14 protein-coding genes and 1 other RNA gene are annotated in these 15,289 nt (G+C 59.1%); 11 read left to right on the plus strand and 4 right to left on the minus strand.

The genetic code is table 11. The features are described 5' to 3' along the window. The first annotated feature begins 80 nt into the window (after nucleotides 1–80). Complete coding sequence (locus tag ABIE16_RS07580; protein WP_057716485.1) at nucleotides 81–608, plus strand: outer membrane protein assembly factor BamE; 528 nt, start codon at nucleotides 81–83, stop codon at nucleotides 606–608. 61 nt (nucleotides 609–669) lie between these two features. Here the strand turns inward: ABIE16_RS07580 and ABIE16_RS07585 are convergent, their stop codons facing one another. The 3 genes from ABIE16_RS07585 to ABIE16_RS07595 are packed head-to-tail and all read right to left on the minus strand — an operon-like array spanning nucleotide 670 to nucleotide 2,822. Continuing rightward, entirely contained in the window at nucleotides 670–984 is a 315-nt protein-coding gene (locus ABIE16_RS07585; protein ID WP_150812841.1) for an RnfH family protein, read from the minus strand. Then, nucleotides 977–1,411 (minus strand): type II toxin-antitoxin system RatA family toxin, encoded by a 435-nt coding sequence (locus tag ABIE16_RS07590; protein ID WP_057716487.1) that lies wholly within the window; start codon nucleotides 1,409–1,411, stop codon nucleotides 977–979. Before ABIE16_RS07590 ends, ABIE16_RS07585 begins: the two co-directional genes overlap by 8 nt. Nucleotides 1,412–1,418: 7 nt before the next feature. Further along, complete coding sequence (locus tag ABIE16_RS07595) at nucleotides 1,419–2,822, minus strand: sodium-dependent transporter (RefSeq protein ID WP_429520796.1); 1,404 nt, start codon at nucleotides 2,820–2,822, stop codon at nucleotides 1,419–1,421. A gap of 118 nt (nucleotides 2,823–2,940) precedes the next feature. On the opposite strand from ABIE16_RS07595, the gene smpB reads away from it, so the two are divergent. After that, nucleotides 2,941–3,423, plus strand: a complete 483-nt coding sequence (gene smpB / locus ABIE16_RS07600) for an SsrA-binding protein SmpB (protein WP_008057382.1) — start codon at nucleotides 2,941–2,943, stop codon at nucleotides 3,421–3,423. Nucleotides 3,424–3,538: 115 nt separating this feature from the next. Here smpB and ABIE16_RS07605 read toward each other — a convergent pair whose 3' ends face one another. Further along, the gene (locus ABIE16_RS07605) at nucleotides 3,539–4,306 is read right to left on the minus strand and encodes a GntR family transcriptional regulator (protein ID WP_218494878.1); all 768 of its coding nucleotides are present in this window, start codon (nucleotides 4,304–4,306) and stop codon (nucleotides 3,539–3,541) included. A 261-nt stretch (nucleotides 4,307–4,567) separates the two neighbouring features. Between ABIE16_RS07605 and ABIE16_RS07610 the strand changes: the two genes are divergently transcribed. The 9 genes from ABIE16_RS07610 (at nucleotide 4,568) to ABIE16_RS07650 (ending at nucleotide 15,176) form a co-directional block, all read left to right on the plus strand. Beyond that, nucleotides 4,568–6,262, plus strand: a complete 1,695-nt coding sequence (locus ABIE16_RS07610) for a lactate permease LctP family transporter (protein ID WP_057716490.1) — start codon at nucleotides 4,568–4,570, stop codon at nucleotides 6,260–6,262. Between the two features lie 150 nt (nucleotides 6,263–6,412). Beyond that, nucleotides 6,413–7,237, plus strand: coding sequence for a (Fe-S)-binding protein (locus ABIE16_RS07615; RefSeq protein WP_057716491.1), 825 nt, complete (start codon nucleotides 6,413–6,415; stop codon nucleotides 7,235–7,237). Continuing rightward, nucleotides 7,234–8,691, plus strand: a complete 1,458-nt coding sequence (locus tag ABIE16_RS07620; protein ID WP_090453019.1) for a LutB/LldF family L-lactate oxidation iron-sulfur protein — start codon at nucleotides 7,234–7,236, stop codon at nucleotides 8,689–8,691. Before ABIE16_RS07615 ends, ABIE16_RS07620 begins: the two co-directional genes overlap by 4 nt. Continuing rightward, nucleotides 8,688–9,359, plus strand: a complete 672-nt coding sequence (locus ABIE16_RS07625) for a LutC/YkgG family protein (protein WP_429520797.1) — start codon at nucleotides 8,688–8,690, stop codon at nucleotides 9,357–9,359. Before ABIE16_RS07620 ends, ABIE16_RS07625 begins: the two co-directional genes overlap by 4 nt. Continuing rightward, nucleotides 9,356–12,166: an FAD-binding and (Fe-S)-binding domain-containing protein gene (locus ABIE16_RS07630; protein WP_429520798.1), complete on the plus strand. Its 2,811-nt coding sequence runs from the start codon at nucleotides 9,356–9,358 to the stop codon at nucleotides 12,164–12,166. The genes ABIE16_RS07625 and ABIE16_RS07630 overlap by 4 nt, the downstream gene beginning before the upstream one ends. A gap of 192 nt (nucleotides 12,167–12,358) precedes the next feature. Beyond that, nucleotides 12,359–12,631, plus strand: coding sequence for a hypothetical protein (locus tag ABIE16_RS07635; RefSeq protein ID WP_090453013.1), 273 nt, complete (start codon nucleotides 12,359–12,361; stop codon nucleotides 12,629–12,631). 334 nt (nucleotides 12,632–12,965) lie between these two features. Beyond that, nucleotides 12,966–13,244, plus strand: a complete 279-nt coding sequence (locus tag ABIE16_RS07640) for a hypothetical protein (RefSeq protein WP_218494871.1) — start codon at nucleotides 12,966–12,968, stop codon at nucleotides 13,242–13,244. A 94-nt stretch (nucleotides 13,245–13,338) separates the two neighbouring features. Continuing rightward, nucleotides 13,339–13,735: a transfer-messenger RNA gene (ssrA, locus tag ABIE16_RS07645) on the plus strand. A 184-nt stretch (nucleotides 13,736–13,919) separates the two neighbouring features. Then, nucleotides 13,920–15,176 carry an integrase domain-containing protein gene (locus ABIE16_RS07650; RefSeq protein WP_429520799.1) on the plus strand — a complete coding sequence of 419 codons (1,257 nt, stop codon included), beginning with the start codon at nucleotides 13,920–13,922 and terminating at the stop codon, nucleotides 15,174–15,176. Nucleotides 15,177–15,289 lie beyond the last annotated feature (113 nt).

Raw genomic sequence — 15,289 nt, forward strand, 5'->3', positions numbered from 1 at the left:
TGCTGCTTCGCAGCTTCTCTTAATGCGGGTATGATCGGCGTTTACGTTGTCCCAGCCAAGATAGTGGAAGTCGCCCACCGATGCAAAACACCAAGCTCTTGCTAACCAGTTTCACCTTTGTGGGACTGCTCGCACTCGCCGGTTGTTCATTCCCCGGGGTTTACAAAATCGACATCCAGCAGGGCAATGTCGTCACGCAGGACATGATAGACCAGTTACGCCCGGGAATGACCCGTAAGCAAGTACGGTTTATCATGGGCAACCCTCTGCTGACTGACACGTTCCATGCCGATCGCTGGGATTATCTGTACAGCCTGCAACCGGGTGGCGGTGAACGCCAACAGGAACGCATTAGCGTTATCTTCAACCCAAATGATCAGCTTGTCAGCCTCTCTGGTGATTTCATGCCAGGCGTGAGCCGTGACGAAGCCATTCTCGGCAAGGACAGCGGCACGACAGTGGCTGCCCCGGCAGAAAACGTCGAGAAGCCAAAACCGGAAAAACCGGTCAAGCCAGGTTCGTTGCTGGATCAGATCCAGAAGGACGTCGACGGCGTAGAAACCGTTCCGGTCCCGACGCCGGAGCCACTGGACACCTCGCCGCAATAATTTGCGACGCAATAAAAAGCCCGGCATGCCCGGGCTTTTTATTGTCTGGCGTTCAAGCCACTCACTGATTCCGCGCTTTGGCCTCGGCAGCTTTCGCCGCGCGCAGTCGGCGCACCTCTTTCGGATCGGCCAGCAACGGGCGGTAAATCTCGATGCGATCCCCGGCCTGGACTACCCGACTCTCCGGGTCAGCGACCACCTTGCCGAAGATCCCCACAGGGCAATGGGTCAGATCCAGCTCCGGAAATTCTTCAGCCACGGCCGACCTGAGCAAGGCCGCCCGCACGGTCGTTCCGACAGGTACGGCCACTGTCAGCAGCACCTGACGGTCTACGGCCGCGTAGACCACCTCGACTTCAATCATGACCTCAACCATGTATCTGCTTGGCGCGCTGGCAGAACGCATCCACCAAAGTGTTGGCCGCCTGATTGAACAGCGGCCCCAAGGTGGCGCGAACCAGCGGCCCGGCATAATCGAATGACAGATCGAGGCTGATCTTGCAGGCTTTGTCGGTCAGCGCCTTGAATACCCAGATGCCATGCAATTGGGTGAAAGGACCCTCTTCGAGGTTCATTTCGATCGACTGCCCCGGAATCAACGTGTTGCGCGTCACGAAATGCTGACTGAGGCCACCCTTCGCCACGCCGACACTCGCCCGCATATGCTCAGGTGAGCTCTCCAGGACTTCGGCGGACGAGCACCACGGCAGAAACTCCGGATAGCGCGCCACGTCGTTGACCAGGTCATACAGCGCTTGCGCCGGGTACGGCAGCAAGGCCGAACGTGAAATGTGTGTCGTCATGTCAGCGTCACTTCCACAGCTGGGCGGCAAACACTACGAGAATGCCGATGGGCGCCACATAGCGCATCAAGAACAAGGACAGGCCAAACAGCGCAGGGTTACGGATCGACAACTCGTCGCGCACCGCTTCACGCCCCATGATCCAGCCCGCAAACACCACGAAACACAAACCGCCAAGCGGCAGCATGAGTCGCGAGGTGAAGAAATCGATCACGCCAAAGAAGTCGAGGCCACCGGTCGCTCCCCATTGGTAGAGGTGGAACATCCCGCCTTCGTTCACGAAGAACTTGGCCTCCTTCCAGATATTGAAGGAGAACACCGTACCCAGGCCGACAAACCAGCAGCTGAACGCCAGCCAGAAGGTGACCCAGGCACGACTCACTTTAGTGCGCTCGACCAGGTAAGCCACCATCGGTTCCAGCAGGGAAATCGCCGAACTCCAGGCAGCGACCGCCACCAGCACGAAGAACACAACCCCCATCAATTGCCCGAACGCTACGTTACCGAAGGCAAACGGCAGGCTGACGAACATCAGCCCCGGCCCTTCGCTCGGATTCAGGCCCGCCGCGAAAACAATCGGAAACAACGCCAGGCCGGCCACCAGGGAAACGAAGGTGTCGAGCAGCGCCACGCCGACAACCGTCCCTGAAATCGATGAGTTCTTCGGCATGTACGCACCGTAGATCATGATCGAGCCAACGCCCACGCTAAGGGAAAAGAACGCATGCCCCATCGCGGGCAACAAGCCGTCCATGACCTTTTCCGGGTGGAAGTCGAACATGAAATGCACGCCCTCCATGAAATGCCCGGTGGTCATGCTGTAGCCCAGCAACACGAGGATCATCACGAACAACAACGGCATCATGATTCGCAAGCTGCGTTCAAGCCCGGCAACCACGCCCTTGGCGATCACCACCGCTGACAACAGCATGAAAATCGTGTGCCAAAGTGTCAGGCGCCAGGGATCGGCGATCACATTGCCGAAGTAAGCCCCCACTTGATCAGGCGTCGCGCCCTGGAAGTCGCCACGCCCCATGTCGATGATGTAGTCCAGCGACCAGCCGCCAACCACACTGTAGAACGACAGGATCAGCAATGCCGTGATCATCCCGGCAAACGCGCCCCAGGACCATTTGGCCGAGTGCCCCACCTCGACCGCCAGCATCTTCAAGGCATTGGCCGGACTCTGCCGGGCACGTCGGCCGATCAGGGTTTCCGCCAGCATGACCGGCACGCCGATCAATGCGATACAGGCCAGGAACATCAGCACGAAGGCGCCGCCGCCATAGACGCCGACCATGTACGGGAATTTCCAGATACTACCCAGCCCCACGGCCGAACCGGTCGCGGCGAGTATGAAGACCCAGCGGCTAGCCCAACTGCCGTGGACAGAAACCTTGTCTGTCGACATCGTTATCACGCCCAAGCGTTCAAAAAAGAGGCCGCATTGTCCGGGATTCAATCAACCTGCTCAAGCACGTAGCAACACCGTAGCCGACTCGCGTGCAACTCCCTATAATGCCGCCCCTATGGCTAAACAGAAGAAACACCCAACAGGGACCATCGCGCAAAACAAAAAGGCGCGACACGATTACTTCATCGAACATCGTTTCGAGGCTGGTCTGGTCCTGGCCGGCTGGGAAGTAAAAAGTCTGCGGGCAAGCAAACTGCAGTTGGTTGACAGCTACGTACTGCTCAAGGATGGCGAAGCCTGGCTGCTTGGCAGCCACATTACGCCCCTGACGACCGCCAGTACCCACGTCATTGCCGATCCGGTGCGCACCCGTAAATTGCTGCTCAACCGGCGCGAGCTGGAAAAGCTGGCCGCGGCCGTGCAGCAAAAGGGTTACGCCTGCGTATGCCTGTCCTGGTACTGGAGCAAGCACATGGTCAAGTGCGAGATCGCTCTGGGCAAGGGCAAGAAGGAATACGACAAGCGCGATACCGAGCGCGAACGCGACGCCGGTCGCGAGTTGCAGCGTGCGGTGCGCAACAAGGGCAAGGAAGACTGACTCTTTCGCCTTGAGGCCCCTTCGCGGGCAAGCCCGCGCCCACAGGGTTTCGGTGTACCTGTGGGAGCGAGCTTGCCCGCGAAAGCAACCTCACAAATGATATGGAGCCGACTGGCTACATCCCCTTGCGCCGTTCCGCCCGGGCCACGCGCTGCACTTCCTGACGCACCTCCTCCAGTACCTCCTGCACATACAGAATGTGTCGACTGGAAACCTCCCGCGCCTGCTCCGCCCGCCCTTCGATAATCGCCTGATACAACTCCCGATGCTGCGTGATCAGCATGTCGCGGGTTTCAGTGCGCTGCTTGTACATGCCACCGATGTTGGTCACCACGTTGCGCTTGAGCAGGTCGAACAGCCCGCGAATGGTGTGTAGCAACACAGCATTGTGGCTGGCCTCGGCGATCGCCAGGTGAAACCTTGCGTCCGCCGCCCCCTCTTCGGCACGACTCACCTCTTCGTGACGCGAATAGCAGTCCTGTAACTCGTTGAATGCCGCGGTCAGTCGCTCGCGATCCACATCGGTGGCACGCAACGCCGCGTAGTAGGCGCAAGACGCTTCCAGCGTATGCCGAAACTCCAGCAGATCGCGCTGTGCCTCGGGGTTGCTTTCCAGCAGCTGCAACAAGGGATCGCTGAAGGTGCTACCCAGCGACTCCACCACATAGTTGCCGCCGCCCTGGCGACTGACCAGCAGGCCCTTGGCGGTCAGCTTCTGAATGGCTTCGCGCAATGAAGGGCGTGACACGCCAAATTGTTCGGCCAACGCACGTTCGGCCGGCAAGCGCTCACCCGCTTTCAGCGTGCCCTCGAGGATCATGCCCTCAAGCTGCTCGACAATATCGTCAGACAAACGGCGCTGACGAATCTGATCAAACCCCATAACTCGATTACTCCACGATCCGACGGCTCGCCGGGGCTCTATTCTGGCCTATCGGCGCCGCGCCAGCACCTGCCACAACGCATTTGGTCTTACCAGGCAGGCGACCTGCGGACTTTGCATTCGACAAAAGTTTTAGGGCGGCAAATTGACACACCGCCTACAAGGCTTTTACCCTAGCCAACAGCGATTGTAAATTGGTCTTACCAATTATCCAAGAACGCTGATCAGTGCCTGACCAACAACAATTAGGGGCCACCCCATATGCAAACCTGGCAACAGCTCTATACCCCGCTTGGCAGCCTCGGCTTGTCCGCACTCGCCGCCGTCATCCCCATCGTATTTTTCTTCCTGGCTTTGGCCGTGTTCCGCCTCAAAGGACATGTGGCCGGCAGCATCACCCTGGCCTTGTCGATCCTGGTGGCGATCTTCGCCTTCCAGATGCCGGTCGATATGGCGTTCGCCGCCGCCGGGTATGGCTTCGCTTATGGCCTGTGGCCGATCGCCTGGATCATCGTGGCAGCGGTGTTCCTCTACAAACTGACGGTCAAGAGCGGGCAGTTTGAAGTCATCCGCAGTTCGGTTCTGTCGATCACCGATGACCAGCGCCTGCAGGTTCTGCTGATCGGTTTCTGCTTCGGCGCCTTCCTCGAAGGTGCAGCCGGTTTTGGCGCACCCGTGGCGATTACCGCTGCGCTGCTGGTAGGACTTGGCTTCAACCCGCTGTACGCCGCCGGCCTGTGCCTGATCGCCAACACCGCGCCGGTGGCCTTCGGCGCCCTGGGCATTCCGATCATCGTTGCCGGGCAAGTGACCGGTATCGACGCGTTCAAGATCGGCGCCATGACCGGCCGCCAACTGCCGCTGCTGTCGCTGTTCGTGCCGTTCTGGCTGGTGTTCATGATGGACGGCCTGCGCGGCGTGCGGGAAACGTGGCCGGCAGCGCTGGTGGCCGGCTTGAGCTTTGCCGTCACCCAGTACTTCACCTCGAACTTCATCGGCCCGGAACTGCCGGACATCACCTCGGCCCTGGCCAGCCTGATTTCCCTGACCCTGTTCCTGAAAGTCTGGCAACCAAAACGCGCCGCCGGCCAACACATCGTCGGCGCTGTCTCGGCCTCAGTGGTAAGCGCCAGCGTCGGTGGTTTCGGTCAGAAGCGCACCACCGTGGCTTCGCCCTACAGCCTTGGGGAAATCTTCAAGGCATGGTCGCCGTTCCTGATCCTGACCGTACTGGTCACCATCTGGACCCTGAAGCCGTTCAAGGCGATGTTCGCCGCCGGCGGTTCGATGTACAGCTTCGTATTCAACTTCGCCATCCCGCACCTGGACCAGATGGTGATCAAGGTCGCACCGATCGTAGTCGCGCCAACCGCCCTTCCGGCAGTGTTCAAACTGGACCCGATTTCCGCCACCGGCACGGCGATTTTCTTCTCGGCGCTGATCTCCATGCTGGTGCTGAAGATCAATATCAAAACTGGTCTGACCACTTTTAAAGAGACCTTCTACGAACTGCGCTGGCCGATCCTGTCCATCGGCATGGTGCTGGCGTTTGCCTTCGTCACCAACTACTCGGGCATGTCTTCGACCATGGCCCTGGTGTTGGCAGGCACCGGTGCAGCGTTCCCGTTCTTCTCGCCGTTCCTCGGCTGGCTGGGCGTATTCCTCACTGGCTCCGATACCTCGTCCAACGCCCTGTTCAGTTCGCTGCAAGCGACCACTGCGCATCAGATCGGTGTCAACGACACCTTGCTGGTGGCGGCGAACACCAGTGGTGGCGTGACCGGCAAGATGATCTCGCCACAATCGATCGCCGTGGCTTGTGCCGCGACCGGCCTGGTGGGCAAAGAATCGGATCTGTTCCGCTTCACGCTCAAGCACAGCCTATTCTTTGCAACGATTGTCGGCTTGATCACGTTGGCCCAGGCCTACTGGTTCACCGGCATGCTGGTGCACTAAGGGCTACAAGCAACACGATAAAAACCGACGCCGGGCCACGCCCCCGGCGTCCGCTATTCACACCCCGGTCTGTAAGGCTGCTGAAAGCTACCGGCTCTATATTCAGCAGCCTCAACAGACGAATAACCGGGACCACCCGGAGACCGCCTGATGAGCGAGCTTTTTTACAACGCCGTGCCGAATGCGACCCGTGTCGCCCCGCCACTGCCCGAGCCTCGGCAGTACCCCAGCGAGAAACCGTCACGGGTCTACCTGTTCGGGACCTGCGTGGTCGATTTGTTCTACCCGGAAGCCGGGATGGATGCGATCCACCTGCTGGAGCGCGAAGGCATTCGTGTCGAGTACCCGCAAGGGCAAAGCTGCTGCGGCCAACCAGCCTACACCTCGGGTTACACCGAACAGGCTCGGACCGTGGCGCGCTCGCAACTGGCGCTGTTTGCCGGCGACTATCCGGTGGTAGTGCCCTCAGGCTCTTGCGCAGGCATGCTGCGCGAACATTACGCCGACTTGTTCAAGGACGAGCCGGACACGTTGAAACAGGTCCAGGCCCTGGCGGCCAGAACCTACGAGCTGGCCGAGTTCCTGTTGTTTGTCTGCAAGGTGCAGCTCAAGGACGGCGGCGAGCCCGTGAAAGTGGCGCTGCACACCTCGTGCTCGGCACGCCGTGAAATGAACACCCACCTGCACGGCCGCGAGTTGTTGGCGCAGTTGAGCAATGTGGAGCGGGTCAACCACGATCACGAAAGTGAATGCTGTGGCTTTGGTGGGACATTCAGCGTCCGTATGCCAGACATTTCCGGCGCGATGGTGGCTGACAAGACCCGGGCGTTGAAGGAGTCCGGCGCGCACAAGGTATTGAGTGCCGACTGCGGCTGTTTGATGAACATCAACGGCTCGCTGGAAAAACAACAGGAAGCGTTGCGCGGTCAGCATCTGGCCAGCTTCCTCTGGCAGCGAACCGGAGGTGTGAAATGAGCACCTCGACGATTATTCCTACGGTTGCCGTAGAAGAAGATTTCCGCACCCGCGCTCACAACGCACTGGGTGACCCGCAATTGCGAAGCAACTTTCGCAAGGCGATGGATTCACTGATGACCAAACGGGCAGCCGCTTTCAGCGATGCCCATGAAAGAGAACACTTGCGCGCACTGGGCAATGCAATCCGTGCCCGCGCGCTCTCCAAGTTGCCCGACCTGCTCGAGCAACTGGAACAGAACCTGACCCGCAACGGTGTGACAGTGCACTGGGCGGAAACGGTGGACGAGGCCAATGGCATCGTCCTCTCGATCATCCGCGCTCACGAGGGGCGGCAAGTGATCAAGGGCAAATCGATGGTCAGCGAAGAGATGGAGATGAACCATGTCCTCGCTGAACAGGGCATTGAATGCCTGGAATCGGACATGGGCGAGTACATCGTCCAGCTCGACCACGAGAAGCCTTCACACATAATCATGCCGGCAATCCACAAGAACGCCGGTCAGGTCGCGTCCTTGTTCCACGACAAACTTGGCGTGGAATACACCAAGGACGTAGACCAACTCATTCAGATCGGTCGCAGAGTCCTGCGGCAGAAATTCTTCGAAGCGGACATCGGCGTCTCCGGTGTCAACTTCGCCGTGGCCGAAACCGGCACCCTGCTGCTGGTGGAAAACGAAGGCAACGGTCGCATGACCACCACGGTGCCACCCGTGCACATCGCCGTCACCGGTATCGAAAAAGTCGTGGAAAACCTGCGTGATGTGGTGCCGTTGCTGTCGCTGCTGACCCGTTCAGCCTTGGGCATTCCGATCACCACCTACGTCAACATGATCTCCGGTCCACGCAAGGAACATGAACTCGACGGCCCACAGGAAGTGCACCTCGTACTGCTCGATAACGGCCGCAGCCAGGCCTTTGCCGACAGCGAATTGCGCCAGACCCTGAACTGCATTCGCTGCGGCGCCTGTATGAATCATTGCCCGGTGTACACCCGAATCGGCGGTCATGCCTATGGGGAGGTTTACCCCGGGCCTATCGGAAAAATCATCACCCCGCACATGGTCGGCCTGGCGAAAGTCCCGGATCACCCGAGCGCCTCGTCGCTGTGCGGCGCCTGCGGTGAAGTCTGCCCGGTGAAAATCCCGATCCCTGCTTTGCTGCGGCGCCTGCGGGAAGAAAACGTCAAGGCCCCGGACAGCCCCCATCAAGTGATGCGCGGCCAGGGCAGCAAGTATTCGCGCAAGGAGCGGTTCATCTGGAACGCCTGGGCCAAGCTCAACAGTTCGCCGACGCTCTATCGCCTGTTCGGTTTCTTTGCCACCCGTTTGCGCGCCCTTACGCCGAGCAATGTCGGCCCGTGGACGCAAAACCACAGCGCACCAAAACCCGCTGCCCGCTCATTGCATGACATGGCCCGCGAACATTTGGCCAAACAGGGAGACCGCCGATGAGCGCCAAACAAAATATCCTCGCCAAACTGCGTAAAAGCCTGACAGGCACAACGCCGGTGGCCGACAACTTCGATGTCGATCTGGTGACCCAGCCTTACACCTACGCGCCAGAGCAGCGCATTGCGCAGCTGCGCAAATTGATGGAAGCGGTGCACACGGAAATTCATCTGACGTCCGGCCAAGAGTGGCCGACGCTACTCGCGCAGTTGCTGCAGGACCGCCAGTTGCCAAGCCTGCTGATCGCACCGACAACGCCCCACGGTCAACGGATCACGCAGCACTGGGCGAATAGTCCCGGCCTGCCAATGCTGAAAGCCTACGACCGTCCCGTTGAAGAATGGAAAGCCGAGCTGTTCAACGACACCCCGGCGAGCATCACTGGAACCCTCGGCGCCATCGCTGCCACGGGCAGCCTTATTCTCTGGCCGACCCGGGAAGAACCGCGCCTGATGAGCCTGGCGCCACCGGTGCATTTCGCCCTGCTCAAGGCCAGTGAAATCCGCGACAACTTCTATCAGGTGCAACAGGAATTCGAATGGGCCCAGGGCATGCCGACCAACGCGTTGCTGGTGTCTGGCCCGTCGAAGACCGCCGACATCGAGCAAGTGCTGGCGTACGGCGCACACGGTCCAAAAGACCTGGTGGTACTGATCCTGGAGGACCAATGAGTCTACCGGCCGCTTTCCTGCGTGACGCACAGCAACTGATTCCCCAAGAGCGACGTTTCGACGACCCTCTGTCGACCCTGGCCTTCGGCACCGATGCCAGTTTCTATCGTTTGATTCCACAACTGGTGATCCGCGTCGAGTCCGAAGACGAAGTGGTGGCACTGCTGCAACTGGCGCAACGGGATCAGGTGCCGGTGACTTTCCGCGCCGCCGGTACCAGTCTGTCCGGCCAAGCGATCAGCGACTCGGTACTGATCGTGCTGGGGGATAACTGGAACGGTCGTGAGATCCGCGGCCAAGGCACGCAAATCCGCCTGCAACCGGGGGTGATCGGCGCCCAGGCCAACGCCTGGCTGGCACCGTTCGGACGCAAGATCGGTCCGGACCCGGCCTCGATCAACGCCTGCAAGATCGGCGGGATCGTCGCCAACAATGCCAGCGGCATGTGCTGTGGCACCGCGCAAAACACCTATCACACCCTGGCCGGCATTCGTCTGGTGCTGGCCGATGGCAGTCGTCTCGACACCGAGGATGCCGCCAGCGTCACGGCGTTTCACCAAAGCCACGCCGCGCTGCTGGAGCGCTTGGCGATTCTGGGCCGCGAGACCCGGGCAAACGCCGAGCTGGCTGCGAAAATTCGCCACAAATACCGTCTGAAAAATACCACCGGCCTGTCGCTCAATGCCCTGGTGGATTTCGACGAGCCTGTGGATATCTTGAGCCACTTGCTGGTGGGCTCCGAGGGCACGCTCGGGTTCATCAGTGCGGTGACCTACGACACGGTGATCGACCATCCGAATAAAGCCTCGGCCCTGATTGTGTTCCCGGATGTCGAGACCTGCTGCAATGCGGTCACCGTGTTGAAAAGCCAACCGGTGTCGGCCGTGGAACTGCTGGACCGGCGCAGCCTGCGCTCGGTACAGAACAAACCCGGCATGCCCGCTTTCGTACAACATCTGTCGAACAATGCCTGCGCCTTGCTGATCGAATCCCGCGCCGCGTCGTCCACTTTGCTGCACGAGCAACTGGCGCAGATCATGGCGTCGCTCAAGGCGTTCCCGGTAGAAAAGCAGGTCGACTTCACCGAAGACCCGCAAGAAAACGCCCGGCTCTGGGCCATCCGCAAGGACACCTTCCCCGCCGTCGGCGCCGTGCGCAAGACCGGCACCACGGTGATCATCGAAGACGTCACCTTCCCGGTCGAACAACTGGCCATCGGCGTCAACCGCCTGATCGAGCTGTTCGACAAACATCACTACGACGAAGCGATCCTTTTCGGACACGCCCTGGAAGGCAATCTGCACTTCGTCTTCACCCAAGGCTTCAACAGCCCGGAAGAAGTCGCACGCTATCAGGCGTTCATGGACGATGTGGCGCAACTGGTGGCGGTGGAGTTCGGCGGTTCGCTGAAGGCTGAACACGGCACCGGACGCAACATGGCGCCGTTCGTTGAACTGGAATGGGGCAGCGATGCCTACCAGTTGATGTGGCAGCTCAAACGACTGCTCGACCCCAATGGCATTCTCAACCCGGACGTGGTGCTCAGCGAAGATCCACAGATCCACCTCAAGCACCTCAAGCCCTTGCCCGCTGCTGACGAGATTGTGGACAAGTGCATCGAATGCGGCTTCTGCGAACCGGTCTGCCCGTCAAAAGGCCTGACCCTGAGCCCGCGTCAGCGCATCGTGATCTGGCGCGACATTCAGGCGAAGAAACGCGCGGGCATCGATACGTCCGAACTCGAAGCCGCCTTCGACTATCAAGGCATCGATACCTGCGCCGCCACCGGCCTGTGCGCACAACGTTGCCCTGTAGGCATCAATACCGGCGAGCTGGTGAAAAAGCTGCGCAGCCGGAAGGCGACGCATACGAAAACCGCTAACTGGCTTGAAGGACATTTCGCCACGGCACTGCAAGGTGCACGCTTCACCCTGCACGTGGCCAATGGTGCGCGGATGTTGCTGGGGGCACCGAGATTGGCGAAGTTGTCGGCGACGTTGACGCGCCTGTCCAAGGGTCAGGTCCCGCAATGGACCAACGCCATGCCTCAGCCTGAACGGCCGATTCGCTTCAGCCCGACGGTGACGGACGCGCGCCCGCGCGTGGTCTATCTGGCGGCCTGCGTATCCCGCGCCATGGGCCCGGCAGCGGGCGATACGGAGCAAATGTCGCTGCACGACAAGACCCGAGGCCTGCTGGAAAAGGCCGGCTACCAGGTGGTGTTCCCGGACAACCTCGACAACCTGTGCTGCGGTCAGCCATTCGCCTCCAAAGGCTACGCCGAGCAAGCCGAGCACAAACGACAGGAACTGATCGGCGCCCTGCTCCACGCCAGCCGTGGCGGGCTCGACCCGATCTACTGCGACACCAGCCCCTGCACCTTGCGCCTGGTTCAAGACCTCGGGGAAGTCCGTTTGGACCTGTACGACCCGGTGCGCTTCATCCGCACACACCTGATGGATCGCCTGGACTTCACGCCTCAGGAGGCGCCGATTGCCGTGCACGTAACCTGCAGCACCCAACACCTCGGGGAAAGCCAGGCGTTGATCGACCTGGCGCGCAAGTGCAGCAAAAACGTGGTCATTCCCGAAGGTATTCACTGCTGCGGCTTTGCCGGCGACAAGGGCTTCACCACGCCGGAGCTGAACGCCCATTCGCTGCGCACGCTCAAGGATGCGGTGCAGCAGTGCAGCGAGGGGATTTCCACCAGCCGTACCTGCGAGATTGGCCTGACACAACACGGCGGAATCGACTACCACGGACTAGTCTATCTGGTGGACCGCGTTACCCAGGCCAGGGTGACCTGATGACGAGGCCTCAAGAAAGGCGCATTCAGGCGCCTGTCTAGTCGTTTCTTGTGGGCATCAACACAGTAAAACAGAACCCTGACGTGTCGCCGCAGTCCACTGATCAAGTCCCGCCAATGCGGGACTTTCCCAACACTCGGTAGACCGATTTGATGGCCAGCAATGCCTGGCCATCAGTTCAAGGAGAAACACATGAATCGTTCTGTGCTGTTAGGTCTGTTCGTTACTGCTTCCATGCTGGCTTCCACTTCATTTGCCGCTGAAGACCTTTGCGCGGTCAACCTGAAAACCATCGAAAACGGCAAGGCACAGATTCCTCCGGAAATGACTGACCAGGTAAAAGCCTCCGTCGAGCAAGCCAAAGCCGACCAGGCAAAAGGCACCAAGGAAGGCATTGATGATTGCATCGCCGAGACCAACGACATTATCAAGGCCGTCACCGACTCGAAAAAAGGCGCCAAGTAACTCGGCTCAAGGCCAACCTTCGGGTTGGCCTTCCGGGCCGCGTTGGCGTACATCAACAACGGAGTACTGGCAGCCGGGAGCTCAAAGCCCGGCCGTGCCCGATACGAAGCAAACCAAAACCTGCCAGTTGCGGGTTTTGTTGCATCTGGGGGGCTGGATACGTGTAACCGCCCGCATCGCTGCAGAAGCTCGACACATTTTCTGAGAAAACCGAATTCTTGCGTTGAATCGTAGTCTTTGAGGTAGGCCCCATCAGATCGGGCGGACTTTTCGGGCTCGGCTTGGCCGTCTACTCATACGACAGCACCGAGACCATCAGCTCAAGGAGATACCCATGAAACGCACCACACTCGCTGGCCTGTTCATTGCTGCTACCATGCTGGCCTCTCCTGTATTTGCTGCGGACAACAACCTCTGTACGAGCAAGCTGCAAGAGCTCAAAGGCAAAGTGAATGCGCTGCCGGCGAACTCCGCAAACACTACGATGGAGATCAAAAGACTGATGTCCAGCGCCGAAGCCTCACAAGCCTCCGGAGACGACAAAAAATGCGTCACCGAGGCCACCCAGGCATTGGCGCTCGCTGACAGACAGAGCACCCAACCAAACCCATGATCTGTGGTGGCCAACCTTCAGGTTGGCCTTCCGGGGCGTGATGACGTACACTGTATATGCCTGCTGCTCACTTGATTCACAGAGCATCAGGCTCGGGGCCGTTTAGGATTCGACGCCGGTTGCGAAACTTTAGGTGCATGCCGAGTTGGTAACAGAACTCGTAAATCCACTGTTGCAACTACTTATAGTTGCCAATGACGATAACTACGGCCAGGAATTCGCTCTCGCTGCGTAAGCAGCCTTAGCCCTGAGCTTCTGGTACCTTCGGGTCCAGCAATCACCAGGGGATGTCTGTAAACCCAAAGTGATTGTCATATAGAACAGAATCGCCGTGCAGTACGTTGTGGACGAAGCGGCTAAAACTTACACAACTCGCCCAAAGCACCCTGCCCGTCGGGTCGCTGAGGGTTAACTTAATAGACACGGCTACGCATGTAGTACCGACAGCGGAGTACTGGCGGACGGGGGTTCAAATCCCCCCGGCTCCACCACTTCATCATCTAAAGACGTCCACGGACGTCTTTTTTTGTGCCTGAAAGCCAGGAAATACGGGGCTTTTAGCGCCATGGCGATCCAATAGCGTCCAGCAACATCTACGTTTCGGTGTATTCCACGTGGTATTCCAAGCACTCAGCTGGTATTTTTTGGAATACACAACCAGCTCTGGAATACATCATGGGTGCCCAAGCCACGCGCCTCTCTGACCTCAAAGTCAAAGCCGCCAAGCCAAAGGAAAAGGACTACACACTAACCGATGGCAACGGCCTTCAGATGCGAGTAAGAATCAATGGCTCCAAGCTGTGGAATTTCAACTACATCCATCCCGTAACGAAGAAACGGATCAATATGGGTCTAGGCACATTCCCAGAGGTGAGTCTGGCTCAGGCACGTAAGCGAACTGTTGAGGCCAGGGAGCTTGTCGCTCGAGGGATCGATCCGAAGGAACAGCGCAACGCTGATCGGCAGGCGAAAAAAGCGGCGACCGAACATACCTTTCAGAACATCGCGACGGCTTGGTATGAGCTGAAAAAGGACTCGGTTACCCAGGCCTACGCCGAGGACATCTGGCGCTCCCTCACACTTCACATCTTCCCGGACCTAGGCACTACCCCTATATCCGCCATCAATGCACCGCAGGTCATCAACCTGCTCCGGCCGCTCGAAACCAAGGGCAGCCTTGAGACCGTTAAACGGCTGACGCAACGACTCAACGAAATCATGACTTACGGGGTCAACTCGGGACTGATTCACGCAAACCCACTCAGCGGGATCCGCTCCGTCTTCAAAAAGCCGAAGAAAAAAAATATGGCGGCACTTCCCCCTGATGAGCTGAAAGAGCTCATGGTGGCAATCGCCAATGCCAGTATCAAAAGGACGACTCGCTGCCTGATCGAATGGCAACTTCACACCATGACCCGGCCAGCCGAGGCAGCTACCACCCGCTGGGCAGATATCGACATCGAGAAAAAGATCTGGACGATCCCTGCGGAGCGCATGAAGAAGCGCCGCACACACATCGTCCCGCTCACCGAGCAGGCTCTCGTACTGTTAGAAGCAATCAAGCCCTACAGTGGCCACCGGGAGTATGTTTTCCCTGCGGACCGGAACCCTCGCACCCACTGCAACAGCCAGACAGCCAACATGGCCTTGAAACGAATGGGCTTCGAGGGGCGTCTGGTCAGCCACGGCATGCGCTCGATGGCCAGCACCATCCTCAACGAGCATGGCTGGGATCCCGAATTGATCGAGGTAGCACTTGCCCACGTCGATAAAGACGAGGTTCGCAGTGCCTACAACCGTGCGGACTACATCGAGCGGAGACGCCCGATGATGACCTGGTGGAGTGATCACATTCAGGAAGCAGCGACGGGCAATCTGTCGGTGTCAGCTATCCAGGAGAATCGGGACAGAAAAGTCGTTTCGATACGCTGACCATCAAACTGCCCCAAAGTAACCGGTCGCAACAGGCTACAAAAGGCCAGAAGCGGTCAATCTAGGGCGATTGGTTTCGGCTGTGAATCAGCCGATCAATGCAACTCTCAAGC

Source organism: Pseudomonas sp. 2725 (assembly GCF_050434585.1).
GTDB lineage: Bacteria > Pseudomonadota > Gammaproteobacteria > Pseudomonadales > Pseudomonadaceae > Aquipseudomonas > Aquipseudomonas jessenii.